At 58.4% G+C, this 26,265-nt stretch carries 10 protein-coding genes; 6 read left to right on the top strand and 4 right to left on the bottom strand.

Going from position 1 to position 26,265, the window contains the following annotated elements:
* Positions 1-8: 8 nt before the first annotated feature.
* From VL688_10070 to VL688_10055, 4 genes are all read right to left on the bottom strand, one after another.
* Positions 9-995, bottom strand: coding sequence for a glycosyltransferase family 2 protein (locus VL688_10070; GenBank protein ID HTL48389.1), 987 nt, complete (start codon positions 993-995; stop codon positions 9-11).
* A gap of 13 nt (positions 996-1,008) precedes the next feature.
* Complete coding sequence (locus VL688_10065) at positions 1,009-2,544, bottom strand: radical SAM protein (protein HTL48388.1); 1,536 nt, start codon at positions 2,542-2,544, stop codon at positions 1,009-1,011.
* Positions 2,545-2,683: 139 nt separating this feature from the next.
* Positions 2,684-3,304, bottom strand: coding sequence for a methyltransferase (locus VL688_10060; GenBank protein ID HTL48387.1), 621 nt, complete (start codon positions 3,302-3,304; stop codon positions 2,684-2,686).
* 61 nt (positions 3,305-3,365) lie between these two features.
* Positions 3,366-5,069: a hypothetical protein gene (locus VL688_10055; GenBank protein ID HTL48386.1), complete on the bottom strand. Its 1,704-nt coding sequence runs from the start codon at positions 5,067-5,069 to the stop codon at positions 3,366-3,368.
* 183 nt (positions 5,070-5,252) lie between these two features.
* On the opposite strand from VL688_10055, the gene ychF reads away from it, so the two are divergent.
* From ychF to VL688_10025, 6 genes are all read left to right on the top strand, one after another.
* Positions 5,253-6,347: a redox-regulated ATPase YchF gene (gene ychF, locus VL688_10050; protein HTL48385.1), complete on the top strand. Its 1,095-nt coding sequence runs from the start codon at positions 5,253-5,255 to the stop codon at positions 6,345-6,347.
* 190 nt (positions 6,348-6,537) lie between these two features.
* On the top strand, positions 6,538-21,924 hold the full coding sequence (locus VL688_10045) for an MBL fold metallo-hydrolase (GenBank protein ID HTL48384.1): 15,387 nt from the start codon (positions 6,538-6,540) through the stop codon (positions 21,922-21,924).
* Between the two features lie 136 nt (positions 21,925-22,060).
* A complete protein-coding gene (gene cysE / locus VL688_10040; GenBank protein ID HTL48383.1) occupies positions 22,061-22,723 on the top strand; it encodes a serine O-acetyltransferase in 663 nt (220 codons plus the stop codon).
* Positions 22,724-23,484: 761 nt separating this feature from the next.
* Complete coding sequence (locus VL688_10035) at positions 23,485-23,955, top strand: ribonuclease HI family protein (GenBank protein HTL48382.1); 471 nt, start codon at positions 23,485-23,487, stop codon at positions 23,953-23,955.
* Between the two features lie 12 nt (positions 23,956-23,967).
* Positions 23,968-24,324, top strand: coding sequence for a sulfite exporter TauE/SafE family protein (locus VL688_10030; protein HTL48381.1), 357 nt, complete (start codon positions 23,968-23,970; stop codon positions 24,322-24,324).
* A gap of 129 nt (positions 24,325-24,453) precedes the next feature.
* The gene (locus VL688_10025) at positions 24,454-26,265 is read left to right on the top strand and encodes a cytochrome c biogenesis protein ResB (protein ID HTL48380.1); all 1,812 of its coding nucleotides are present in this window, start codon (positions 24,454-24,456) and stop codon (positions 26,263-26,265) included.

The raw sequence follows: 26,265 nt of genomic DNA, 5'->3' as shown, positions 1-26,265 counted from the left end.
GCTGGAAGTTATTTTCTTTTGGATCCGGGAATGAGCGCTTCCCACTTCAAAAGCCCTGCCATTCCACCCCAGAACCACGCGAAAAAGCGCGCCATCTGAATGCCGATCCCCGAAAAAGCCGCTGCCGGGTCCCGCCGCAGGAAATAGGGAAAAGGAATCAGCGACGTGGCCAAGAGGAAAAGAAAAAGGGCGAGCGAGACAAGGCCGGTGGAAAAAAACGCCCGTGCAGCGAGGGAAAGCAGCAAGAGCCCGGCGGCCGCGACCTGGTATTTCACCCAAGGCCCGGTGTAAGTGTCGGAATTTTTCTTGTCGGGATGGTCCTGGTACACGCGAATCCTGTCGTAGCCGCGGCGCATCTGGTTTTTCATGTACCAGACGAAATCCGTGGGATGGTCGTGAGCGACGCGCGCTTCAGGGACGAACATGATTTTGTATTTTTTCGAGATTTTGTAAGTCAGGTCCCAGTCTTCTCCGCTCGGATGAGCATAGTCTTCCTTGAACCCGCCGATTTCCTCGAGAACGGATTTGCGCACCGCCAGGTTGTAGGAGCCGTGCGCATCGATTTCTCCGAGTACATTGCGGTAGCGCCACGCGATCTCGAGCCCGATGAAACGCGCGAGCAGGCTTTCCGGGTTCCGCGTTTTGTAAGCGCCGGCCGAAGCGCCCACGCGCGGATCTTCGAAGGGCGCCAATAATTTTTCAATCCAGTCCGGTTCCGGCACGCAGTCTCCGTCCGTGAAAAGGCAGATGTCGGCATTCGCGCTTTTCCACGCCTTGTTACGCGCCGAGGCCGGGCCTTTGTTTTCCTGGTGGAAATAGCGGAGACGGGGATTTTTTTCCGCGGCTTCGAGCAGCAGCCGCCCGGTCTCGTCGGAAGAACCGTCGTCGACCAGCACGATTTCGTCGGGAAGCCGCGTTTGCAAGAGGAGCGCATCCAAAAAACGCGGGATGTTTCGGGCTTCGTTGTAGACGGCTGAGGTCACGGCCACGCGCATGGAAAGCCCGGCGTCAGGAGGCCAGGGGAACCGGACGGTCGTGGTCCTGGGAGTTCCCGGTTTCGGGGACCGCGGAGCATTTGTTTTTCGAGGAATGCATGGCCGCGAGTTTCTGGACGAAATACAGCCCGCCCTTCACGATGCGCGAGCGTTCGCGCGGCTCCAGGAAGAACTGCTTGATCTTGGACAAGAGGTACTGCGGCCGGAAATAAAATTCTTTGAGCGCGTGGTCGCAGAAAGCCGTGAGCTCGTCGTTGGTGAAGTCCGTGCGGTTGACCTGCGACATGTAGTAGCCGGAATCCTTGAGCCAGCCTTCGTAATTTTCGGTCTTGAGATCGCCGCGCTTTTTGGCTTCTTCGTAGGCGCGCGTGCCGGGATAGACCATCATCGGGAAAAACTGTGCCGTGTCGCAATTGTATTTCTTGGCGATCTCCAGCGTGTTTTTCATGGTCGCTTTGGTTTCACCCACGCCGCCCAGAAGAAAACAGCCGTGAACCAGGACGCCGGCCTTTTTGCAGGCCTCGACGAAACGCTCCTGCATTTTCACGGTGGCGCCGCCTTTCATCATTTTTTTGAGGAGCTCGGGATCCGAGGACTCGAAGCCCACGCAGAAAAGACGGCAGCCCGCCTTCTTCATGATCTTGAGAAGCTCCACATCGTCGAAATCCGCCCGCGCATTGCCGGACCAGGTGACTTTCAGGCCGCGGCGCAGGATTTCCTCGGAGATCTCGCGCATGCGCTGCTTGTCGAGCGTCATGGTATCGTCTTCGAACATGACTTCCTTATTATGGGGCCAGGTCTTCACGATGAATTCCATTTCATCCACGACGTCTTTCACCGAGCGCGCGCGGTAGCGCTGGCCCGTGATGGTCTGCGGGAAAACGCAGTAGGTGCACTGGTAAGGGCAGCCGCGGCCGCCGACGATCGTGATCTCAGGGTGCAGCTGCGCACCGTAGCTGTAATTTTCAATCTTGAGAAAATCTTTGTAGATGAGGCTTGCCCAGGGAATCTCGTCCATCTTTTCCCACATAGGGCGGTCGGCATTGCGGTAAAACTGGCCATTGTGGCGGTACGCGAGACCCAGGACTTCGGAAAGCTGGCCGCGCGTTTTGCCGGAAGCGAAATGGTCAGCCACCGCGAGAATGGTGAAATCGTATTCGCCGACGGCGACAAAATCGAGGCGCTGCGACATCTGCAGCGTTTCGGTGGGGCGTGCCGTCGCATGAGTTCCGCACAGCATCGTCATGGCGCCCGTCGCTTCCGCCAGATCGTCCATGACTTTCACGTCATGGCAAACCGACGCGGTCACGGTCGTGGCCACGATGAGATCGGGCTTGAAGGCCTTGATGCGGGTTTTTGTCTGTTCGAGGTCGTAACGGTCGGCTGGGGCATCCAGAAAATCGATGGTGTGCCCGCCTTTGCGGGTCACGCCGGCGGCGAGCGCGAGGTAAATGGGGTAATAAAGCGTCCCGGAAGGCGCAACCCCGGGAGAACGGCTTTCCCGGGAATAGCGTTCATGGAACGGGATGTTCAAAAAGAAAACTTTCACAAAAGACCTCCGCCGCATCGACCGGCTGTCACTTATCGATGCTTTTTAGAGCTTCATTGAGCAGGTGTTAACAATTTTATCTGATAAAAGGGCAAACGACAAACGTCCTGCATTTTTTTTCTCAGGGACGGCGAAACCGTCATTCTTTGGCCACGGCCTGTACGATGAATTGCTGCCGCCCTAAGCTTTTGTCTTCATTGGAGATAAGCTTGCCTCCAAACCCGGCGAAAATCTCTCCGTACCGGACAATCCTTTTGCGCTCTTCCTCGGAATAATAGGGGTGGATCAAGAGGATCCGGCCCCCGGGCCGCAAAGCCTTCCAGAGCTTTTCCAGCGTGCGCCGGAAGGTGCGGGGAAAGCGAATTTCTCCCAGATAAGTCAGGACGCTGAAGAGCCAGATCGTGCCGTAGGTGTCCGCCGGCGCGGCCAGCTGGTCGAGCGAGGCGGGAATCGTGCGGACGATTCCGGATTTGATGCTTTCCCGGCCGCGGGAAAGGGCACGGACGCTCATGTCCAAAAGGTGGTATTCCCGGATTAGATCTTTGAGCGGCGCGTAATAGTGGCCTTCGCCGCCGCCCGCGTCCAGGAGCGGCGCGCGAAGCGCGGACTCCGGCATCGCTTTCATCTGATCGCGGATCCAAAGCACGAAAAAGTCACGGACAAATTCCGCGCCCCAGGGATCGCTCATTTCGTAGAGCGAATCCAGCTTTTTTCGCAGCGTCCTTTTGAAAAAATAATAGGAGATCGATTCGGGCAACATCCGGAAGCCTCGCGGGTTCCCTATATTTACGGTAAAAAGGGGCCAGGATTGGAGGAAATTTTCAGGCGGAAGCGGGAGCCGCGGAAAGAGCTGCCGGAGAGGCGGGGCCTTCATATTCCCACAGGCGCATGAAGGCCGGGTTCTCATCGTAAAGGCGGTCGAGCGCCTGCGAGAGATAGCCGCCCGTCATGCCGTCGAGCAGCGCCGTGATTTCGTCCAGGCGGACTTGCCGGAGCACATGGTCCATTTCACCGGACGCGGGCGTAAAGAAGATCTCCATTTGGAGGCGCCGCCGCTCATGGTACAGACGCGTGGCCTCGGAAACCATATCATGGCGCAGCTCGATCATGAGTTTTTCCCGGGAATCGATCGAGGTCTGGTCCGAGCTCCAGATGAAATCTTTCAAATCCCAGGAAACGTCCACGTCGATGTCCCGGTCGAGATTGTCGGGACCTAGGATGTAGCGGTCCGCGTCGGTCGTGCTGCCGCGGTCGATGTCCACGCTGTTTCCCCGCGAATAATTTTTCCCTACGGAAAATTGCGGCACGAGGGCCTTCAGCCGGGACTCCCATTGCCAGCGTTTTGTTTTTTGAGAGCCGGTGTTGGAATACCGCACGACCGCGGACTGGATGTCTCGCGCCGAAGGCTCGAGCTTGAGGAGGCGGTGGAACAATTCGAGTTTTTCCGGAGAAGGAATCGAAAGGGGTGGCGGAGGCTGTACCTCGCCGCCCAGGGGATAAAAGGCAAAGCCGTCGTCGGAAATGACGGCCAGCGAATTGTGATCTTCGCCGGCCAGCGACAGCGCGCGAGGCGCCGCGCTCAGTCCCCCAAACAGTTCCTTCCAGCGGGCCTGCGCAAAGTCATACAAATAAATTCCATCGGAGCTGCTCGCGGCCAGACTGCCGGATTTGGGCAGGACCAGAAGCTTGCGGATGTCCCGGCTTTTCAGGCCCGAAGACGGAAGCGGTTTCCACGAAACGCCGTAATCCCGGCTCTCCAAAACGCCTGCCGAGGTTCCGAGCCACAAAAGTCCCGGCGCCGTGGAAGAAGGAACAAGGGCATGGATGCGGCCCTGGAATTGGGACGTTTTCTCATCTTCGATAGAAAAGGCCTCTTGGTCGTCGCGCGAAGCGCCGAGCGTGAGAAGCGGTTCGAAGCGTTTGAGGTCGCGCGATATCATCAGCTTGCGGGAGGTGGCCACGAAAAGGCGATCCCCGTAAAATTTCAGGACCGCAACGGATGCGTCTTCTCCCGAAATCGGAAAGCCGGGAAAACGTGACCATGTCCTTCCCCGGTCGTCGGACTCAAAGAGGCCGCGGCTCGTGCCGGCAAGCCAATAATCCGGATCTTCCGGCAGAACGGCAAAAGAAAGCACCTGTTCGTTCCGCGAAGGATCCGCGCGAAAAATTTCCGCCCCATCCCGGTCCGAGACGCGGCCGCAGAGAATCCGCCGGTCCGACAAGGCGAAGATGAATTCCGGCAGCGTCTCGAAGGAAAGCACGGAATGAAAGGTATCGGAGTAACGTCTGTCCCAAAGCGATTCCCATTTGCCGGAACGTCCGCCGGTCAGGATTTCGTGTTTGGACGCGAGAATGAGCCCGGCCGGATCCACCGGATGCGGGATCACGTCCTGCAGCTGCGAGGGCTGGGAGGGCTGCGCGGGTCTTTCCCATCCGTGAAACGCGTAGGCCAGCGGAATCAGCGCGCCGGAAAGTAGCGCGAAGATCACGAGGGCGCGGGATGAAATCGAAAAGGAGCGTTTCATGAGTTTGGATTTTGCATAATTTTTTTGCGTATTCAACAAGAGGAGCAAGAAATTCCCACGCGCGGCCCGCCAAAGGAGCCGGAATGGTCTCGGATCGCGGGCTATTTCCGCTTCTCCCTTCTTTAAACCCAAAGTATTTCGTGATATAGTTGCCCCTCTTTTTCCCAACGAACAGGAGAGGGTATGGGTTTTCGCTGCGGGATTGTGGGTCTTCCGAATGTGGGCAAGTCGACGCTATTTAACGCGCTGGCCAAGGCCAAGGTCGAAGCCTCCAATTATCCGTTCTGTACGATCGATCCTAATAAAGGAATCGTCAGTGTCCCTGATGCCCGCCTCGATGCGCTGAGCCGCATGTACACCCCGCAGAAAACGACGCCGACCGTCATGGAAATCTATGACATTGCCGGCTTGGTTAAGGGCGCGTCCGAAGGCGAAGGACTCGGCAACAAATTCCTCGCGCATATCCGCGAAGTCGAAGCCATCGTCCACGTGGTGCGCTGCTTCGAGGACGAGAACATCGTGCACGTTTCCGGCGGCGTGGACCCGATCCGCGACATCGAAGTGATCGACACCGAGCTCTGCCTCACCGATCTGGAAAGCATGAGCCAGCGGTTTACGAAGGTCGAAAAGCTCGCGCGCTCGGGCGACAAGGAATCCAAAGAGAGAATGCCGCTATACGAGAAAGTGAAGAAGGCGCTCGAAGACGGAACGCCGCTGCGCCGCCTTGGGCTTACCGACGAAGAAAAGCTCGGCATCCGCGACATGAATTTCCTGACGATCAAGCCGGTGCTCTACTGCTGCAACGTCGCCGAGACCGACCTGCCGGAAGGCGGGCCGTGGGCAAAGAAAGTGCAGGAGTTCGCGCAGAAAGAAGGCGCTGGCCACGTCGTCATCTCCGGCAAAGTCGAATCCGAGCTCGTCGACCTTTCCGAAGCCGACCAGAAAGAATTTCTCGATTCGCTGAACCTGAAAGAGCCGGGCCTCAATCTTCTCATCCGCGCGGGCTACAAACTGCTCGACCTCATCACGTATTTCACCGCGGGTGAAAAAGAAGTGCGCGCGTGGACGATCCGCAAAGGCACGAAAGCCCCCGGCGCCGCGGGCGTCATTCACTCCGATTTCGAGCGCGGCTTCATCCGCGCGGAAGTCATGAAATGCGACAACCTTCTCGAGCTCGGCTCCGCCGCCGCGGTCAAAGAAAAGGGCCTTCTCAAGATCGAAGGCAAAGAATACGTCGTTTCGGACGGGGACGTGATGCTTTTCAGGTTCAACGTCTAACCCTCTTCAACACCCCCGCCTACCCGCCTAAAAAAGCAAGCAGGATATAGCATCTAAACCCTTGGTGCAGTTATATTTATTCTGTTAGTAAAAGCTTTTCATAGGCGTTGCGCAACGCCTTGTCATTAGGTATTATTTCCCCACTGCTGACCCGGTTTTAAAGATTCCTAACCCATAACCCAGGAAGAAGATGAGCCCAAAACAAAAAAATTGGAAAAGGGGAACTGCATCCCTACTCGTCTTTTCTTTACTCTCCTTTTATGCAATCGGCCCTGCTTCCGCGCAGGCGCCCGCGGGAATCGCGCAGCAGGATTCTTCTTTCGCGCCGAAATCCGCCGCGCTTCTTTTTTCGCAGGCCCGTCTTCCTTCAGAACTCGGCCAGCTCAAGCAGTCCTTTGCGCCCGAAGGCCATTTGCCCGGCTTCATTATTGTGCAGGACGCGCACGACATTCCGGACGCGCAGCGTTCCGTCCAGGGCATCATCGAATTTTTCCATCGCGAATACGGCGTGCGTCTCGTGGGACTGGAAGGCGCTTCCGGCCCTCTGGACACCACATTGTTCCGGGCCTTTCCGGACCGCGGAGCGCTTCAATCCGTGTTCGAAGATTACCTTTCCCGCGGCGAAATCTCGGGCGCTCTTCTTACCGCAATCCTGGGTCCCCAAGACATCCGATATTACGGTCTCGAAGACAGCCGCTTCTATGAAAAGGACATCGACGCCTATCTCGACGCGCTCGAAGCAAGGTCGGCCCGCGAAAAAGAACTCGGCGAAGCGCGCGCGGCCCTCGAGACTCTCAAGAAAGAAAAATATTCCACCGAGCTTTTGGATCTGGATCATACGCTGACCGGCTTTGATGCGCGGCAGATCGAGCTTGCCGGGCTTTTGTACAAAATCGAAAAGATGTCCCATAAAAAAGGCGCGGAAATCCGCAAATCCGATTACCCGAACCTCCGCAACGTTCTCGACCACCTGAAAGTTCCTTCTGAAAAAGAATTCCTCGGCCTGCGCGCGGAGCTTCGTGCCGCGGCGGCGAAAATCGAAAAAGACCTGCGCGATCCCGACGCGCTGCGCCAGTTCCACGAAAAAGACCAGGCCTATGAAACCGAGCGCATCTCCGCAGGCGAATTCGCTGCGTTTCTCATGGATGACGCGGGCCGCCGGTCCGTGAAGCTTGCGCTCTCGCAGGCGTTGCGGGACCACGCTGAAAATTTCCGCTGGCTCAAACAGATGGAAGGAAGCCATTTCTTTTCCGAGCTCGAGGCCTACACCCGTGCCGCGAAGGAAAAGCTGTTCCGCTCCGCGCTCGAAAAGCAGATCGACGCGCTTTCGCGGCAGCTCGGCCTCCTGGAAAAAACCGCGCGGCTCGAATTGTCGCGGGACGAATGGAAAAAAGGGAAGGAAGCCGCGGCGAAAACTCCGGGTGCCGGATTCGAAGAAACCCGGGCGCTCGAAGCCAGAATCGCGGCGCTTGCCGGAACTCTCACGTCATCCGATAGCCCGTCCCGCAAATTTTACGAATTGGCGCAGCAGCGCGAAAAGGCCATGCTCGAAAACATGGGCCGCCGCATGGCCGAAGAAAAAGCGCCGGCCGCGATTATCGTGACCGGCGGTTTTCACAGCGAGGGATTGATGGCGGCGCTCGAAGAGCGGGGCGCGCCGTACCTGCTGGTGACGCCGAAGATCGAGGCCATGCCGGAAAATCCGGATTACGTCAATCACATGCAGGGCCAGGTTTCCTGGAAAAATTATTTCAAGCCCAGCCGCGGCAGGATCCGCGTTTCCGAGGCCTTCAGCGAAGCGGCCGCGGACAAACTGGTCCTGGCTTACCGGAAAACCAACCCGCAAAGCGAAAAAACTTTTTTGAAAAATTGGAGAGACAACGTCCTGCGGCAGCTGGCCGGGGAAAACCGGCTCGCGGAAGCGGCGCGCAGCACCTCGACGATCGACGAGATCGGCGTGCGCGGCATGGATCCCGCGGAGCGTGAAAAAATCCGCACGGCGTGGTTTGAAAGAGTCGAAAGTTTCCTGGACGCGCTGCGCGAGCGGCATGCGCAGGGCGAGCTGACTCCGGACGCGCTGCTCCAGGCCATGAACCGGCCGACGGCCGCGTCATGGACTTCGGTCATGATCGCCGCTCCGAAAGCCACAGTTCCCGTGGACTGGACGCGGGTGCGTTACTCGCCCCGGCCCGAGGCCGAACTTTCCGCGTCAGCCCAATCGGAATTGAGAACCGCGCCCGAAGCCGCCCTCGAAAGTCAAACCCGGCGGGACGAAGAACATCCTGGGGCCGCGCAGCCGCAGGAGCAGGCTCCGCCGCGCGCGGAACTGCGTCTCCAAAAACCCACCCCGATTCTCGACGAGCATTCGGTCGTCAGCTTTCAGATGGAAGCAGGGCTTCCGCCGCATTTTCTGGAATGGGTGGCCAAGCAATACGGCGAAGAAGTCGCGGACCGCGTGGCACAGAGCACGGTGACCGGCGGTCTCGGCGCTCTCATGCCGGACCTCTTCGAGACGTGGAAGGCCAACAACACCAACGTCATCTCCGTCCAGCCGATTTGGGAAGAAATCAAAAACGTGCCTCAGCCGCCGGGCGGCTTGGGACAGTATTTGCGCAAAGGCATGGAGGACACGGGCATTTCCTTCCAGGTCGACTTGACGATCACAAGCGGTTTCCGCGCCGCGGTCATTGCGCGCGGCAGTAAAGCCAAACAGATCCTCGACAAAAAAATCAAAGTCCGCGCCTTCAAAAGCGAGGCCACTTATTACAAGACGCCGCAATATTACCTGGACGCGTATTACCTCAAGGACGAAAGCCAGCCGGACATCGAGGAGAACCGGGTCCGCATTTTCGATGAGGTGTACAACGACGACGGCACGAACATCAAAGGCAAGCAGTACTGGCGCTACGTGCACATGGCCATCTACCGCCAGGCGGGACAGAAACTCATTCTCGAGCTTCAAAAGCGTAACCTCCTGAAAAAAGACCTGCTCCTCATCGACAATGAACAGTTCGTCAGCTTGCCCGCCAATTTTCTGCCGGCCGCGAAAAAGCATCACATCAACCACACGGTTTATACGCCCGGCCTCGAAGAACCGGGTGAAGAGGCGTTCGAGCTGCTGGGTTTCCCCGAGTGGATGCGCCCGCTCATCGTGCACAACAAAAGGATCCGCATCGCGGATTACGTCGGCTTGACCTACGATCTCATCACAGGCGTTGGCCTTGCCGAGCACACGCCGAAACTCAAGGAATCCATTTTCCCCGCGGAGCTGGAAACGCTCCAGGGCCTGCGGGAAGACGATGTCCGCAGCACAAACGGCGCCTTTCTCCGCCGCTGGCAGGCCGAAGAACGCCGCTCGCTGATCGAGGCGACCAAGACCAGGATCGGCATTGCTCCTGAAACCGATGACAAGGATTTCTTCATCGCGCTGGCGAAAATCCCGGAGGCTTTCGAGACCTTCAAGATCCGTAACGAATACGTCGGCGCCATGAGCGTCGCCAAATTTCTCGTGTGGCTGCGTAAAAAGCAGGGCAAGGGCGGCGCGTCCGATTGGCTGCACAGCACTTTCAAGCAATACCGTCCCGAGGACGTGAGCGCCGAAGCCGAAGAAGGCGAGATCGCAGAGTTTGTGAAACTCGTTCACGACGCCGCGATGAATCCTGACGCGCGCGCGGCCGAAGCCCAGTGGCAGGAGCTCGACAAGAAATTCGAACGCCTCCGCGAAACGCTCATGCAGGACCCGATCGTCTCGAACGTGCGCCGGCAGGTGCCTTACAAAGGTCCGGACAAATGGAAAGACGTCTTCGAGTTCCTGCAGAACCCGTGGTCGAAAGACCAGCACCAGTGGTTTTATTTCTTCTCGCGCCTGAAGCAGGACCAGAGCGCGCTGCAATATTTTAAGGAAAACGCGCCGCGCATCGTGATCGGGGGCCGCGTGTTCGGCCCGGACGATCTGAAAACCTTTGAGACCATCAAGAGCCTGATCCGCGAAATGGGCCTGGAAGACCGCGTTACGACCATCGAAAACTACAACATCCGCGAAGCGCCCATTCTGTTTCAGGCCATGTCCGGCGTGGTGATGATCGCGGACGAATTCCTGGAAGCCTCCGCCACCAGCATGATGAAAGGCGCCACGAACCTTGGCGAAATCATTGGCGTGGTGGGCGGCGCCAACCTCGAAATCTGGTCCATCGTCGACAAGGAAACCGGCAAGGAAATCGAAGTCCTCGACAAAGACGGCAAGCCGATCGTCACCCACGACGAACTGCAGGCGCGCATCGCGAGAAAAGAATGGGAAGTCACCAACGGCCGCGTGGTGTGGTTCCTGCCTTACGGCACCGGCCCCGGCCGCGAAGAAAGCAACCTGAAGCCGGAAGGCCATCGGCGCCCGTCCGCGGAAAGTCTGGCGCTTGCGCTCGTCGACCTGAAAACCGATTACAAGGACCCGGCGGTCCGCCGTCAGCGGCAGTATAACGTCCTCGCCGCTTCTTATAAAGTCGACATGCAGGTCGGCCAGTCGCGCGCGCATCGCCAGCTTTGGGAGCGGATGCTGGAAGTGCGCCAGCGCAAGCAGAAAATCCTGGACGGCATTTCTTACAATCTGGAAGACGTCGAAAAGCTTTATAACCCGCAAAATCCCGTGTTCGACTGGCGCATCCTGGGCGGCCACATCGTCCAGCGCGGCAGGCCCGGCCTGCCGGGGCTCATGGAAGGCTTCCGCCGTCTCCGGTCGCAGGGCGACGGTTTGCTGCGGGGACAGAACGCGGTCGCCTCGCTCCGGCACCACGCCTGGGAAGAACGTCACAATGGCGGCAGCATTTTCCCGTACATCAAGGCTCTCTTAGCCCCGCTTTCCGACGCCGCGCAGCCCTTGCGCGACAGAATCGATGAACTCGCCGCCGAAGCCGCGGGAAGCGATGACCGCGATAAGGTCCTCCGGATGAACCTGCGAGCCCTTGATCTTGTAGACCGTTTCATGCTCCAGGCTACCGGCCAATTTTTCGAGCATTATCTAAAGCTGACGTCCGACCAGCCCGATGAGGTGGCGCGCTACGAAAAAGTTTTCGAACAAAAGGCGCTGCGCAAGCACTTAATCCGCTTCCTCGACAGCAATGCCAAGGCCTCGCCGCTGACGGTGGACGAAGCCGGCATGCATGCCTACCGGTACGACGCCGACGGAAAGCAAATGGTCGTGGCCATCAACCTGCGCCGGGTTCCCGTGTCTTTCCCGGGAGAAACCGGAGCGCAGAAAGCCTGGGGCAATCTTATTTATGACTCGAAGCTCAAAAAGTTCTGGGAAGACCTCGACGAGCCGAGCGGCCGGTATCTTTTCCAGGCCTACGAACCCAACAAGGACCGGCGGTACCGGTTTTACGACGGCTCTGCTTCTAAATCTCCTGTTTTGCTGGGTGTCCCGGCGCCGGCCAGCATCCAGGTGCTCACGTTCGACAAGATCGAAGCCGAGATGATCTCGTATCTCTCCTCCGCCATTCACAAAAAGCCCATGGAGGGCGTCGTGCCGCTCGAGATTTTCATCGAAAGAATCAAGGCCGCGCAGGAGTCGGGAGAAGATTTGAAAGAGCTGCTGATGCCCATCGCGTCCCTGGATAAAAAGACGGCGGCAAGGCTCTTCTCGCAGGAAACGCTGCCCTCGGTCATGGCGCTTGTTTCTTTCCTGGCGCCTTCGCTCTTGAGGCTCATGCACAATTGGGACATCCATACCTACCGCCTTCTGGCCCGCACGGTCCGCCATAACAGCGACGTTTTCGAACACGGCAAAATCGATTTTCCCAAGCCGAGCAACCAGCAGACGACGCTCGTCCTGTCCCGGACATTCGGCGACCAGCGGCTCGTTCTTCCCGTGCAGCTTACATCCGACCACGTCAGCACGCGGGACACCGCCCCGAAAGTCTGGACTTTCGTGACGGCTCTTGGCGAGGGAAGCGAAGGTCTGGGCCTTGACCGGAACACGGAATACGAGCCTTACGACCTCATCCGCAAGCGTTACTACGGCGTCGTGCAGGGGAGCCAGTTGCTGCAGGCGGGCTGGGAAATCGGCATTCCGATCTGGAGCCGCGAATGGAAAGGCAAGACGCCGGAGTACCCGCTGGGTTTCCAGCTGATCGATCTGCGCAAAAGCCGCAACGGCCAGGACCGCGTGGTTCTGCATCGTCAAGAAGCCGTGGCCGCGCCGAAACTCTCTCATTTGAAAGTCTCCGTCAACCTGAAAGAAATCGGAGCGGTCGTAAAGGACGGCAAAATCCGGTACGAAGACAGCCTGAACCGGGGCAAGCAGCTTCTCCGCACGCTGCGCGCGCGCGGCGCCGGCAAGGTTTATTTCTACGGCGGGCTTTATGAGATGACGCCGTTCAACGGCCAGGTGCACCGCGGCCGCAAGGATAAAAGCCTCCAGTACACCACCGGCCGCGACGGCCGCGTCGTCGGCACGGTCCGGGATTATCCCACGAAGCTTGCCAGCTATAAAGATCCCGCGACGGGCGCGGCGATCCAACACGAAGACGACCTCAATCCTTTTTCCGGAAGCATGGAAGAATTCAATGCGCAGCTTTCCGCGACCCGTGATCAGGCGGGCTCATCGGAAAAGACGCAGCAGCTGCTGCGGGAACTGATCAACGAGGCGCATGCGCTCGGCATGAGCGTGACGCTGGATTTTATTCCGTGGCTCGCGCCGGACAAGATCACCGAAGAGAATTACCATTGGACGTTTTATAAAGAAATCAGCGACGACGAAAACAGGCAGTTCGTCGGATTCGACGAAGGCCGCAAGCTCGAATTCCTGAAGGAGCTGGCCCGGCGCAACGAAGGGCATGTCGCGGTGCGCATTGGTTCCGGAAGCGGAGAGCGCGTCATTCTCGTGCGGCATCTCCAGGGGCTCTACGCGCCGAACGTCGACCAGATCATGCTCAACCCGTTCGTCAATGACGTCCGGGAATATTACATTCGCAGCATGAAAAAACTCATCGATCTCGGAGTCGACGAAGTGCGCATCGACATGGCGGAAACGTATCTCCGGGAATACTTCCTCGGCGACAAGCGCGAAGGCTGGGACAAGAGAAACAGGACTTATTTTTCCGACGAATACGGCTGGAGCATGTGGAAAAGCCCCCGCCGCAAGCCCGGCATTGCCGAGGAAATCGAGAAGAACCTGCATGAAATCGACGAGCCCTGGACGGGGATTTTTGAGGCGGCCAAAGACTATGATCCGCGGCCTGAGGGGAAAAAGTTGAGATTCAACACCGAGTCTTACAATCCGGATCTAAGGCGCAAGCTGCACGAGGTCGGCGCAGAAGGCGCTTATTATCCCGACGTTTTCGAGAACCTCGTGAAAGCGGGCAGGGGGCGTCCCGTGTATGAGCTTCTTGGGGCCCTCGAGCACGCCCTGCATCACGGCGACAGGACGACGATTTATTTTTCGAATTTCGACCAGTTTCCTTTCATCAAGTCTTCGGGCGGAATCTCGCGCAAGGCGGCCACGGCCCTTCTTCTCGTCATGGCGCACCTCGGCGTAGACGTCATGATCGACCTGCGCGACTGGCTCGAATTTTCCGGACAGCTTTTTCCGATTCCCGGCGGAGACCAGCACCCGGACCGCATGCACGACCATCCTTTCGCCAGCCAGGAAGAAGCGGAAACCCTTTTGAACTTCGACCGCCTGATCGACGCCGTGCAGGATGCTTCCGTTGCCTACCGCATTCAGGAACTGCTGGACATGGTCAAACCGCGAGACCCGGGCTTGCCGCGGCCGATCTACAGGATTCTTGCGAATCAGGATCCCGGACGTTTTGTCACGCTCGGATGGGAGGAACCGACCGGCGAATGGAAAATTTTTGTCGCGGACCTCTGGCCCCAGCAAGGGCAAAAGCTTGGTTACGTCAAGCTGCCGGGCGAAGAGGCGCTTCCCGGCGCCGTCGCCGATTACAAGGTCCGGGACGCTTCAACGCATCACCGCTTCGATATCAACGAGACCGACCGGACGATCACGGGGATTTCTCTCGACCCCGACCAGCCCTACCGCATCCTGACGGTCGAAAGGCCGGAGCTGCGCACGGTCTCCCGCGGGAGCGCCGAATTCTGGGGCGAGGGCAAGGCCGCTGAAAGAGTCCGGGCTGTCAAAGACATGCAGCAGCTCACCCGCGATTTTCTCGAGCCGCATTTCGCGCGGCTGCGGGGCAAAATCGAAGGCATGGGGCCCAGCCAGGAAAAAGACCGCGCCGCGGCGGTCTTGAAACATCTCGAATCTCTCGCGCCCAAGCAGGGGGTTTCATCCTTTTACGCTTTCGAAGAGCAGCGTTGGCTGGACGGTTCTTATTATTATGGAACACCCGCCGCGCACAGGATCGATCTCGGCCTCGGTGTTTTTGACGACGAGGATTTCGCCGCGCAGATTTTATTCGCCGCGGGCGTGCGCAGTTATGCCCAGAGAGTGCGCGGGTCCCAGCAGGAATGGCAGGCCCCGGAACTCGCCGACCAGCTCGCGAAAGCGGTTTTCGGAACGGATTCCGAAGTCGGTTTCCAAAGGACCTACCGCGAATTCAGCGACCTTTCCACGGCGAAATTTCTTTATCCCGCGGCCCAGCGCTTCAAGGGATTTATTTCCGGAAACACATATATCGCCACGGACACGCTTTTCGCGGACTGGCTGCAGCTGGACATCAAGAACGAACCGCATCCCGTCATTTCCCAGGCCGGATACCTTGCCAAAAAACTCTGGCAGAGGAACACGGATGCGACCGAGGCTTGGAGAAAAGTCAAAGCGTTCAGCAAGCCGGTGACCGCCGGCCTCAGCGTTCCGAGCGGAATCCTCGCGGCCAATGAACGCGACAAGCGCGAAGCCGAGGCCGTCCTCTCGGCTTTCTTCAACGTGATTTTGCCGCTCATCGCCTTTTCCGAATACCGCGACCAGTACTTCCTTTATTTTTCGGGAGTCCGCCAATCCCTGCTCGGCACCATGCAGGCAAACACCCAATTCACTCGCGACACCGAGCAGCTCAGCCGCCTCGGCCGCTTCATCGGCGGAGCCGCGACGCCTTTCAAAGCGGAAGATTTTCTTGCCGGGGCCATCCGCAGGGGCAATTTGAAATTCAACATGCCTGAACCGTCGGTTCTTGCGGCGCAGCAGTTCGGGCCGCTCTCCCGCGAAGCTTTCGACAGGACCCTCAAGACGTATCAGGAGACTTTGAGCGCCGGACTCCTGGCGCCGCCCGACTGGTATCACGGCCGGCAGAGAACTTATGGGCATGAAGACGACAAGATGTACGTCGATGGCCTGGGCCGCATTACCAACGCGGAAGCGAACAGTTTCATCGTGGGATTTTCAGGCTACGAACCTCTGCCCGGGCTCGTGATGCATCACAACAATCTTCTCAAAAGCTACGCTTACGCCGTGCTCGCGCAGAATCCCGACGTCCGGGAAATCGCCGAAGGCGTGCGTCTTGCCACCGCGTCGCATGTGCGCACCGGCGCCATGGTGGGCGTCTACCGCACGACTTATTACGACATCGATGAAGCCGCGAACACGATCACGGAGCAGCGCTATCCCCAGCACCTCTGGAGTGAAATCCTGGGATGGCTCCATGGCGTGCATGACCACGCGACCACGACGCAGAATGAAGACATCCAGCACGTTTTCGAGCTGCTGCTCGGCATGCGCAAGCGCATGACGCCGCAGAACAGCCGGCCGTCTTATTACGCGCCCGGAGGCGTGGACATGGAAAGCTGGGTCCGCGACGTGATGATGATTCAGGAGGATGCTGAGGCCTCGTTCTGGCACCACGTGCGTTCGCATTATCCGAAAATCAAAGATTACATGGACCTCGTTTACTCGGACAATCCGACCGAAGCGCTGCTCTTCTGGTATTATTCGCTCTTCACCCGGGGCGACAGCCTTTTCGCGCGGCTTGCGCAGGAATTGCAAACCGAGAAAGACTCCGACCGTCTGACGCCGCAGTCCGCCCGCGTGCTGATCGATTCGATTCTCGCCCTCTATTGGTCCGGCATGCCGCGTACCCGCCGCGACATGGGATTCCCGTTCCTTTTGGACGAGCTGATGAACTTCATTCACATCCATCCGGACGGCATCAGCGTGCCGGATCTCGAGGCGTTCAAAAAGTTCCTGGCGCCTGAGGGCGCCCCCGAAAGTTTCAACGAATGGCAGGAGCTTTTCAGGGCCGCCTTTCCCGGATCCGTACAGTTCGAACCTCCGGTGCGCGTCGGGCTCATGCATGAAGGCCGCCATCCCGATCCGGACAGCAATAGGGCGCTCATGCGGACCCGCGCTTTCGGAAAATACAGCCCCGAACCTTTTCCCGCGGACAATTTCATGAACCTCGCCAAGCATCCTTGGTACGGAATCAAAGACCCGGATGATACGGCAAAGCCTTTCACAGACAAAGAAGCGGTTTGGGTCGGCACTTACGGAGTGAACGGTGTCCGGCTTCCCGGCACGAACCTGGTTTTCAAAGCTTCGCACCTCGCGCCGGGAACGCTCGTCAAACTCACGATTCGCGAGGACAAGCTGACGTTTGAGCCGTACACGCAGCCTCCCGCCGACCAGTCGCCTGAAGTGCCGGAAGCGGTGGCGCCGGCCGAAACCGTGGTTCAGATTCCGGTCAAAGACGCTGCGCGTCCCTTCGGCATGAAAGGCACGCAGGGAAGCATCGCGTGGGAAATCGTGCCTCAGCCGGAAGCGTCCGCCGTCAAGCAAGTCGCCGTCGACGAACAGACGAAAAAGGTTACGGGTAAAATCGAAGAGGATGGTTTTTACAACGTGCCGCTGACAGGCAGCGACCTGCTGCGTTTTCCGCTCGCGGCCCGCGAACTGGCCGTGCATATCCGCGGCCGGCAGGACAAGTCCCTCATCGTGCAGAAGAGCGGCGATTCGATCACGTTTTATGCGCGTCAGCCCGGAGTCGGCTCCGAAGCCCTGACTTATCTGGGCCGTGTCGTGGTGGCTCCCGAACCCAAGGCTGTTCCGGGAACGACAGATGCGCAAGTGCTGACAGAACTCGCGCCCGCCGTGGCGCATTTGAATCCGCGGGACGCGGTCGAGTACCTGGGGCTGAATGCCCTCGCAGCCCAATTGAAAGCCCGCATGAGCTCCGGCCGCGGCTACACCAAGATCGAACTCCTGGAAGATGAAGATGCCGGCGTGCAGATCGACCTCACGCAGGGGACCGTTTCCGTGTCGCGATCGCTGCTTCATAATCCGGCCGCCGCGCTCACGAAACTCGAAGAAGTCATGGAAAGCCGGGACCCGCTGCGCCAGATCGAAGAACACAAAAGAAAACTCGAAGAAATCTGGAAACAGGATACGTTCAACGCCGACATCGAAGTTCCCGCCATGCCGGAACGCTATACACCGGAACAGATGACCGGATGGCCGGCGGCGAACCTCGAACGTTACGGCAAGACTTACGAAGACAGCCAGGCCCTGACGCAGCGCATCAAAGTGGCGCGTAAGCTGGATCAATACCGGGTCAGGAACACCGCCAAGCTCGGCAAGCTGGGTTCTGAAACCGCGTTTCGTTTCGTGCTGCGCAATGTCCTCGAATATCACGGCAACAGCTCGGATGCCTCCTTTTATTTCAAGTCGCGTGACGGCTCGACGTTTTACGAAGTCCCGGCGCTTCTGAGGACGGAAACCGGACGCGTCCTCAATGACGGCATGGGGCTTGCGACGGCCAGCCACTATGCTTACCATCATGACGCCACCATCGCCGACAAGGAAAAAGACTACTATCAGCTGACGACCACGACCGTAGAGGCCGAGCACCCGTATCTTTTTATCCGGTATAAACGGAATTTTGTTTTCTCCAGGGAAGGCGCCGCGGCCGTGCAGAAAGACATGCCCGTCGTCGTGCTTTTCGATCTGGAAACCGGCGAGCAGCTCCTGCAGGAACAGTTTGAATTTGCCAGCCGCCGCGAAAAACTCGGGGCCGCCCTGAGCGGGATTTTCGAAGACGCGGTCAAGGCCAAGACGGAACTCGATATGGCGAAGGTGCAAACTTATTTCGGCCAGTTCCTCGAAGCCATGGGGCCGGATAACGTGCTGGAGAGCCTGGATCGCAAAATCACGGTCCTTGGGAATCTGAAACAGATCCTGCCGCACGTGCTGGATTCCACGAAATACACGAACGAACTCAACTATGCCGTGCTTCGCATGATCTTCACCGACCTCCTGCGTGAAGGCCCGGAAAAGGCCGTGGCCCGCTCGGAAGCCCTGACAAAGGCCCTTGCGCGCGAGCCCAAGCGCGTGCTCAACAATCTTCAGACGTACCTCGTCGTCCACAACGACTACTTCGACATGGACATGGAATGGCTCGTGAACGCGCCGGAAGAAGCGGCGGACCGCGCGCGCTTCGCCAACCAGTTCGAAGACTTTGTCAGTTCCGTTATCCTGCCCGCGGTCCATGCGCCGGAAGCGGGGGCGGGGGCCTGGACGGAAGAAATCTTCCTGGGCACGACCCTCGAACACGCCCACAGCGTGAAAGGACACATCGAAACCGTGCTGGCGGAGCACCCCGGCGTCATCGATGAAAACGGCGCGCAATGGCTGGACACCGAAGAAGCGAGAAGGAACGGGCTCATCAAGACGCTCGACCAGCCGGTTCATCCCACGCAGGGTTATTTCGCACGCGAATTTTTCAGGAAGAAGCGGGAGGCCGCGGTCGCGGCCGAAGCCGCGCAGCGTGCCTCGGAAGAAGAAAGAAGAAAACAGCAGGTCTCCGCACCCGAGGCCAAGGTAAGAGCCACATACCTGACGCCTTACGGCGGCGTGCAGGGGATCGGCGCAAGTTCGACGCTCGTCGAATACCAGGGAAGCGGCCAGGAAGAAAAAGATCTTCTGCTGGTCGACATGGGCGTCAAGCTCGACGGCCGCCTGACCCCGCCCCGGACCCCGCGGCAGCTCGACCATTTCCCGGGAAAACTCAGAGGCGTTTTTCTCACGCACGCCCACCTTGACCACGTCGGCCACGTCGTGCCTTTCTGGCGGGACGTGCTGAAGAAAAAAGTGCCCATTTATGTGACGCAGGGAACCTACGAACTGCTTCCGTCGGTCCTGAGTTTTCTGGCCGACAGCATCGCGCAGGAAAAGGGCGCCGGCAACGAAGAGATCAATACCCGCTTCACGCGCGAAGAGGCCGAGGAGTTCCTGAAATCGGTGATTATTCTCGAGACCGGCAAATGGTATTCAGTGACGCCGAAGATGAAAGTCTATTTCCACGGCCCGGTCGGACATCTTCACGGGGCCGCTTCCTTGATCGTGAGCACGCCCGACAGCACGACGTTCCTTTCAGGCGACGTTTCCTATTCGCGCCAAGGAACCACGCCGGGCTTTGCGCCGATTCCGCAGGAAATCGCCGCGCAGATCGACCAGGCGCAAATCGAATCCACTTACGGCATGGCCGACCGCGTGCCGGACGAAGAACAGGAAAGGCTGCTCGTCAAAGCCGTTTCGGAAACACTGCACAAAGACCGCGGCCGCGTGCTGCTGCCCGTTTTCGCGAACGGACGTTCGGACCGCGTGCTCTCCCTTCTTCTCGAAAATTTTGCCAGCCTCGTTTCCGGCGGCATGGACCTGAAAATCTACGTGGACGGCCAGGCCGCGGCGTTCATCGACTCGTACCTGAAGTGGAAGGCGCAGGCCTATGCGCCCTACCGCGAACTTCTCCGAAACCGCGTGGTGATCATCAACGACGCCGATTATGTGACGCGGGGCCGCCAGCGCGCGGAGATCCTGGAACGCGACGGCGGCCAGAAAACCGTCATCATCGCCAGCCCGGGAAACATGTCTTCCGGCCGCTCGCTTTTTTACGCGACGCGCCTTGTGAACGATCCCAACGCGGGCATTTTCCCGACCGGGTACATGGATCCTCTGGAAAAAGGCAGCGAGCTCGTGCGCGCCAAGCGGGAAGGTGCGACGCATTTTGATTTCCATGAAGAAGTCGGCGCCCTCGCGGACCAGCGCGTCAAAGCCCTGCTGCGGTGGGAACGCATCGACCAGCAGGACGTGGGCGAGCTTCTCGAGCCGCTTCGCGAAACCCTGAAGCTCGGCCCGCTGCCGCTGCTCGCGCGCATCGAAGAGTTTAAGCTTTCGGGCCACATCTCGGGTCCGGACATGATGGAGCATGTCCTCGGCACGATGCCGAATCTTCGCCAGGTCCTGATCGGCCACGGCGAACCGGCCCGCAGCCGGGAAGTCGCGCAGTGGATCAAGGCCCAGCACGCGGAATGGAATCCGATCGTCATGCAGCTGCGCCAGCGGCGCCCCGGACCCGTTCCGGCGCTCGTTGCCGGGCTGGATGCCAAAAGAGAATTTTTCAACGGCCTTACGGCCGAGCCTTTACCGCAGCTCGTGGCCGCGCAGGCCCAGCTGCCCGTTACGACCCCCGAACCGGAAACGCCTCCTCCGCCTGCGGCGGAAGCGGCAACGATCAAGCTTGTGATCGAAGGCAATGCCGTCACGGCCGCCTCGCGGCGCGACGCACTCAGACAGATCCGTAAAGACAAGCCGGACATTCTCGCGCGTGAAGCCCGCGAACGTTTGGCCGCCCTCTTACCCGAAGGTTCGCAGAATGCGGCGGGTCTCGGAGAATCGACGATCCGTACCGATCTCAAAACTTTGAAGGCGGAAGATGTCACACAGTCGGAACTGCGCGCCGTTGCGGCGCCGGTTCTGGAAGGGCTCGCGGACGAAAACCTCCGCAGCGAGATGAGATTCGGTTCCACGCTCGAACGTTTTCTCGAAGCCGTCGAAGGCGTTTCGTTTCCGCGCGTGGCCTACGCCATGGAAGTGGAAGCCCGTGAAACGCCGCGGTATCTTGCCTTGTTCGCGGCCGATCACAAGACTGACCGGGCGGCGCGCCTGCTTTCGGAGGCGCGCGAAAGATTACGGGCGCGGCATCCTGATCACGAGCAGGAATTCCCGGGGTTTGTGCGGGAAATGCTGCGTTTGGAAGAAGCCAATTTTGACCGGTATCTCCAGGCCCCGCAGGGCAATCTTGATTTCAGCTTCGGCTTCCAGCCCCAGGGTTCGGTCAAGGCTGTGGAATGGCTTTCCGGATACATTGACATGGTCGAGCGCCTGAAAAAGAAAGAGCCTTTGCGTGTGAAGGCCGACATTCAAATTCTCCTCACGCCGGAAGAAAAACGCGGCCTTCCCAAAGAGTTTGTCCAGAAAGTGGAACAGTCCGAAGTGGCGCACTTTTTCGAGCTGCATGACAATGCCTTGACGCAGATCCGTCTCGATGATTACTTGAAGGAAAACGGCCGCGCGCTTATCTACAGCTTTTCCGCGCTTGCGGATTCACAAAAATACGGTTCCAGAATCGTTCATTCGTCCGCGGACGCCGAGCACACGGTTCCCGTGGCGCTGCTCCTTACCTCCGCTCTGGCGCATGAAGACATCCGGCAAATCACGGCGGAACTCCTGCGGCGCATCCCCGCGTGGCTGCCGGAAATCGTCACGTTCAACAACGGCCGGCTGGAAATCACGACCGTCGCCCTCGAACTCATGTACCGTCACGAAGCCTCCGAACTTATTTCGAGTATGGCGTAATGGAGAGGGCCATCGAGGCCCTCCCATTACGTACCTGCGCCACGGGGGCGCAGGTATGAGATCCCCTCAAGGCGGACCTTGCCCGGTAGACCCCGCCCCTTTACTCCACCTTCCATTTATGAAATAATGCCCGCCCATGAATATCTTTTACGCTATTTATAGAGACTTCAAAGCCTGCTTCGAAAGGGACCCGGCCGCCCGGACGCCCGTGGGTTTTCTCGAAGTGGTTTTCCTTTATTCCGGGTTCCATGCGGTCCTGATCCACCGGCTTACGCATCTCCTGCAGCTCCTGCACATTCCGTTCTTTCCCAGGATGTTTTCTCAGATCGCCCGCTTCTGGACGGGCATCGAGATCCATCCCGGTGCGAAAATCGGCCCCGGCATTTTTATTGATCACGGCATGGGCGTGGTCATCGGCGAAACCTCGGAAATCGGGGAAAACGTGACCCTTTACCAGGGCGTCACGCTGGGCGGTACCGGTCTCGAGCGCGGCAAGCGGCATCCCACGCTGGGGGACAACGTGGTGGTCGGCGCGGGCGCAAAAATCCTTGGAAGCATCAAAATCGGCAATAACGTGAAGGTCGGCGCGGGTTCGGTGGTCATCCGTCCGGTGCCGGACAACTGCACGGTGGTCGGCGTCCCGGCCGAAATCGTCCGCAAAGACGGCCAAAGAGTCCGGGGATGCGACCTCGAACACGGCGATTTGCCGGATCCCGTCAAGGCTCTCAAGAATCGCATTCGTGCCCTCCAAAAAGAGATCGACGATCTCGAAGAACAGGTCAAACCCGGCGGAAAATAGCTTTTTCTCGCCATCCTAACTCATTCCATATTGGCCGCTTACGAGGCATGAGTCCGATAACGCGTTGACGTCCTATAAAACGTGTGTTACGGTTCTTTTAGCCTGAGAATATCACCCGCTTCGCGCGTTTTCATTCTTAGAGAGGCATTATACCCTGGGTATCCCGGGGGATGCGAAAGGGGTGAGTAGCATGCACCTAGATACAAAGTTGACTACGGGGATCTTGATAGGTGTGGTTCTTGGGCTGAAATATTACATGAGCCTCGCGCTCTACCTGCCCATACTCGTAGTCGCAGCCGTGTTCATGATTGTCAAGACGCTGCGTCACACCTGATCCTGTAACCGAGTTTGTCTTTAAATGCGGATCCCACAGAAGGCTCTGGGAGCTGGTGGGTCCAGAATGGAGGGCACGCTTATGAAATTCGATGATCATTTAGTGGCAGGGTTATTCATCGGAATCACGATCGGGCTCCACTATGGCGGAACATTAACTCCGTTCATGCCGATTTTTCTGGTTCTGGGGCTCTTGTACCTGCTCCGGTTTGTGAAGATCAACTAAAAAGGATCTGACCGGTCCGATCGGGGACCCTGAAACGGCCTCCCAGGGCTCTTCAGGGTCCCCCGATCCTTCTGGTTAGCGAGGGCTTCGAGCCCTCGCAACCGTGCCGAAACGAAGACGTTCCGGCCTGGTCCCGCCGCAATTTTTCATGGCCTCGCTTGCTTTTCTTGACACTCTTTTTGCTTCTCTCTACACTGCCCGCATGTCTACGGCCTACAAAATTTATTCCGACGGCGGCGCCCGCGGCAATCCCGGCCCGGCCGCGATCGGTGTCCTTCTCTGCGATCCGAAAGGGGAGATGATCGAAGACCATAAAGAGGTCATCGGTAATACCACCAACAACGTCGCCGAATACACGGCCGTCCTGACCGGCCTGGACATGGCCGCGGCCCATGGCATCCAGGACGTCGAATATTACGTCGACAGCGAGCTGGTGGCCAAACAGATCTGCGGCGAATACCGCGTGAAAACGCCGCACATCCTCGAGCTTTTCCTGAAGGCGAAAGAAAAGATGACGCGCTTCCGCAAAATATCGTTCCGTCACGTCCCGCGCACGCACGAAAAAATCCGTTACGTGGACAGGCTCGTGAACCAGGCGCTCGACGAGGCCGCCTCATTTCCAGACCTCAAGCCCTTCAAAAAACAAAATCCTCAGGGCGGGTTTAATTTTTAAACAGGAGCGGCTATGACGTGGCTGTGGCTGGCGCTGATCGGAGCGTTCGGCGGAATCTGCAGCGGCCTTTTCGGCGTGGGCGGTGGACTCATTTTTGTACCGCTGCTGGTCTTCCTGCTTCACTTCGATGTTCATTTGGCGATCGGGACTTCGCTCGCCGTGATCCTGCCCACCGCTTTTTCCGGGCTCACGCGTTTCGCGGCTTCAGGACATGTGAACTGGAAGGCAGCGCTCATGGTCGCGGCCTTTGCCATCATTGGAGCCTGGATCGGCGCGGGTCTTTCTCTGAAGCTCAGCTCGCTTCTCCTGCGCCGGCTTTTCGCCGTATTTCTGGCGCTCGTGGCGATCAAAATGTTCTTCCGCAATTAGAAAAAACCCCCTATACTGGAAAGGTCTTTTCCTCAGAAAATCCGGGAATCCCCCGCGATTTCGCAGCTTAGGCTGCCCCCATCGCCATCCGCTCCATTCGGCATGGGAATACTATAAGACCGAGGCCTCGTGAAAGTTCCAAACCAGTGGATGTTTGCTGAAGCCGCTCCATCGGATGCCGCCAAAACCGCCGCTCCGGCGCAGAAGCGGGCCCCGGTCTTCTTGGAAAAACTTTTCCGCTTCTTTGCTTCCCTGAAGCTGGCGATCTTTGTCCTGGCATCGCTCATGACGGTGCTGGCCGCTGGCACGATTGTGGAATCCCTCCACGGCGCCGAGGCCGCGAAAATCCTGGTCTATGATACGTGGTGGTTTGGCGTGATCTTGTTTTGCTTGGGCGTTAATGTCCTGGCCGCGACGCTGGACCGGCTCCCGTGGAAGAAAAAACACATCGGATTCGTGGTCACGCACCTCGGCATCATCACCATCCTGACAGGCGCGTTTCTCTCGCGGCATTTCATGGTGGACGGCCAAATGCCGATCGCGGAAGGCGAGACGGGCTCCGCGATCACGCTTTCCGAACCGTTAGTTTATATTTTCTCCCAGAACCTCAGGCGGGACTGGATCGTGAAGGTCCCTCCCAAGGCCTTTCCCTGGAAAGGAAATCAGAAGCTGGCGCTGCGCGACGCGCCCTTTGAACTCCGGATGCGGGAGCTGTACCCGAAAGCGCGCGTCCACGAAACCCTTCAAAAAGCGGAAGCGGGGCCCGCGGCGCTGAAGGTCACGCTTCACAATTCTTTCGTCAATCAGTCCCAGTGGCTCGTGGAAAACGACCCTCAGCGCCAGAGCGTTTCGGCCGGTCCGGCCAAGCTGATCTTCTCCGGCCCCTTATTAAAGGAAAGCGTAGAAAAGCCCTCCGCGGCCGGAACCCTTGAATTCGCGTTTCAAAACCATCCTTCCGTTTTTCTGCCCGTGCCGGAAGAGCTGGTGATTCCTCAGACCCAGCCGCTTGCCGGAACGCCGTACCAGGTGACGTTCCGCCGCGTTTTGAAAAACGCCATGGTCGTCGGGCGCGATCTCGTGGACCAGCCGGAAGAAAAGGACAAAGCCACGAACCCGGCCGTCGAATTTCTCCTCGAAGGAGAAGGCTTGCGGGAAAATCATACGGTATTTGCCCGTTTTCCCGATTTTCCCACGGTGCACGGCATGAAGCCCAGCGCCGCGGGCGTGAAAGTTTATTACCGGCTGCCTGACGCCGAAGCGCCGAACAACGAACTGCGTTTTGCCATGGACGCGGAAAAGGGCCTGATGTACCAGGTGAGCAAAGGAACCGAAATGCGTTCCGATGCCGTGCCTTTGGGCCAGGACGTGGAAACGGGCTGGATGGATTTGAAATTCACCGTGGATGAATTTTATCCTCACGCCGCCGTTGTCAAAGCTTTCGAGCCCCAGCCCAGCAACTCCGAGGCTGAAGATTTGACCTCCGCCGTGCAGGTCGAAATCTCCGCGGGGGGCGAGACGCAGACACTCTGGCTGGAACAGGGCGTGCGCCAGAAGATCACGCTCGGCCAATTTCCCTACGATCTCGTTTACGGACAGAAGAGAATTCCGCTCGGCTTCAAGGTCGAGCTGCGCGATTTCAAAATCGAGAACGATCCCGGCACCAACCAGCCCGCCAGCTTTTCGAGCGATGTGACCATGAAAGACGACATGCGCGGCGTTGTGCGCGACACCACGATTTCCATGAACAAGCCGCTGGAATACCAGGGCTATAAAATCTATCAGGCCGCCTACAGCCTGGCCGAGGGCCAGCCCGAGGTTTCGGTTTTTGCCGTCGGAAAAGATCCCGGCGTTGCCGTGAAATACCTCGGCGCGGTTATCATGATCGGTGGTATCATCACGATGTTTTCCATGCGCAAGCTGTATCAAACGAAAAGTTCCTGA

It is taken from the genome of Verrucomicrobiia bacterium, from assembly GCA_035495615.1.
Lineage (GTDB): Bacteria > Omnitrophota > Omnitrophia > Omnitrophales > Aquincolibacteriaceae > DATJFP01.
Note: the sequence above shows the minus strand (reverse complement) of the source record. Positions and strands in the feature narration are given on the sequence as shown.

Excerpts from the sequence above, each read along its gene's own strand:
- cysE (HTL48383.1), top strand. The coding sequence starts at position 22,061 with ATGAATATCTTTTACGCTATTTATAGAGACTTCAAAGCCTGCTTCGAA.
- VL688_10055 (HTL48386.1), bottom strand. The coding sequence starts at position 5,069 with ATGAAACGCTCCTTTTCGATTTCATCCCGCGCCCTCGTGATCTTCGCG.
- VL688_10045 (HTL48384.1), top strand. The coding sequence starts at position 6,538 with ATGAGCCCAAAACAAAAAAATTGGAAAAGGGGAACTGCATCCCTACTC.
- VL688_10070 (HTL48389.1), bottom strand. The coding sequence starts at position 995 with ATGCGCGTGGCCGTGACCTCAGCCGTCTACAACGAAGCCCGAAACATC.
- VL688_10060 (HTL48387.1), bottom strand. The coding sequence starts at position 3,304 with ATGTTGCCCGAATCGATCTCCTATTATTTTTTCAAAAGGACGCTGCGA.
- VL688_10035 (HTL48382.1), top strand. The coding sequence starts at position 23,485 with ATGTCTACGGCCTACAAAATTTATTCCGACGGCGGCGCCCGCGGCAAT.
- VL688_10030 (HTL48381.1), top strand. The coding sequence starts at position 23,968 with ATGACGTGGCTGTGGCTGGCGCTGATCGGAGCGTTCGGCGGAATCTGC.
- ychF (HTL48385.1), top strand. The coding sequence starts at position 5,253 with ATGGGTTTTCGCTGCGGGATTGTGGGTCTTCCGAATGTGGGCAAGTCG.